This window comes from Vibrio sp. 378 (assembly GCF_033339435.1).
On record NZ_JAWOUO010000217.1, the window covers coordinates 1 to 963 of the forward strand.

At 44.3% G+C, this 963-nt stretch carries 1 protein-coding gene; it reads left to right on the forward strand.

The window, feature by feature from the left end; all coding sequences use genetic code 11:
* Nucleotides 1–33: 33 nt before the first annotated feature.
* Nucleotides 34–963: quinone-dependent dihydroorotate dehydrogenase (gene pyrD / locus R7Q48_RS25260; protein ID WP_318132885.1), on the forward strand; the 930-nt coding region annotated here is incomplete at its 3' end.

Sequence of the window (963 nt, forward strand, 5' to 3'; positions counted from 1 at the left end):
GTTTATACGGGGCTTTTTTCTTTCGGAGGCACAATGCTTTACCGTCTAGCCAGAACTGGCTTTTTCCAACTTGATGCCGAAAAGGCACATGATCTTGCAATCAAGAACTTCCAACGCTTTAACGGCACACCACTCGATCTTTTCTATCGTCAGCAATTACCTAACCGTCCAGTAGAATGCATGGGGTTAACATTCCGTAACCCAGTGGGTCTTGCTGCTGGTTTGGATAAAAATGGGGAATGTATTGAAGCATTCGATGCGATGGGATTTGGCTTTGTTGAAGTTGGCACAGTGACTCCTCGTCCTCAGCCAGGTAATGACAAACCGCGTTTGTTCCGCTTGGTTGAAGCCGAAGGCATCATCAACCGAATGGGCTTTAACAACTTAGGTGTGGATCATCTGGTTGAGAATGTGAAAAAAGCAAAGTTCAACTGTGTTCTTGGTATCAACATTGGTAAAAACAAAGATACACCAATCGAGAACGGGGCAGAGGACTACTTGATTTGTATGGAGAAAGTGTACGAATACGCTGGTTACATCGCTGTAAACATTTCTTCTCCAAACACTCCGGGACTTCGCTCTCTACAATACGGTGAAGCACTCGACGAGTTACTATCAGAGCTTAAAGCGAAACAATCAGAGCTTGCAGAAAAACACGGCAAGTACGTTCCACTAGCACTTAAGATTGCCCCTGATTTGAGCGATGATGAAATCACTCAGATTTGCGAATCACTACTGAAAAACAATATCGATGGTGTTATTGCAACAAACACTACACTGGATCGAACAGTAGTTGAAGGTATGAAACACGCAAATGAAGCGGGTGGTTTAAGCGGTCGTCCGGTGCAATCTCGTTCAACAGAAGTTGTTCGCAAATTGCACGAAGCATTGGGTGACAAACTTCCTATCATCGGTGTTGGCGGCATTGACTCTTATGTTGCTGCAAAAGAGAAAATGATGGCA